Annotated in this window: 1 protein-coding gene; it reads right to left on the reverse strand. The window is 77.4% G+C overall.

Annotation, left to right across the window (positions count from 1 at the left end; genetic code table 11):
• Window positions 1-624, reverse strand: a 624-nt coding sequence (locus IE330_RS38550; protein WP_190140824.1) for a hypothetical protein, incomplete at both ends; no start/stop codon positions are given.

Below are 624 nucleotides of genomic sequence, written 5' to 3' on the forward strand. Positions count from 1 at the left end.
GGCGGCACGTACGGCGGCCGCCGTACGTGCCGCCACAGGTCCGCGCCGCCGCCGCGGCCGCCGTCGTGAGGACGCGACCCGCACCTCCACCACCGAGAGCCATGCGCCGTCCTGCTGGACGGTGACGTGCAGGCGGGCGCCGTCACCCGTGGCGGTGCCCGACCAGTGCGGCTTCGCGCCGCCCCGGTACGTCAGACCGCACGCGGCCAACTCCCTTTCGTACGCCGCCCGTTCGCGTGCGGCGGCCTCGCGGCTCGGGTAGGAGACGACGCGGTGGCTCGCGGAGGCGTCGGCGGTGACGGAGGAGCCGGACGGGTCGGAGTAGTACGTGGCGGAGTACTGGACGTGGTCGGGGGCCTTCCGCCCGCGGAACGAGTCGGGGCACGAGCCTGCGTCCGCGACGCGCGGCAGCGGCGAGTCCTCGGTGTCCTCCTCCTGTGTCCGCCAGTGCCAGCGGTCGTCGCCGGGGACCTCGTCGGCGGGCAGGATCCGCGGCATGCCGTCGACGACGAGCGCGGGGCCGCTCGGGCGCACCGCCGGGCGTACCTCGCGGCCGTCGCCGCCACCGCCGGGCAGTCCCGTCCACACCAGCGCCCCGGCCGTGGCGGCCGCCACGGCCGCGAC

Origin of the sequence: Streptomyces longispororuber (genome assembly GCF_014656095.1) — a bacterium.
Taxonomy (GTDB): Bacteria; Actinomycetota; Actinomycetes; order Streptomycetales; family Streptomycetaceae; genus Streptomyces; species Streptomyces longispororuber.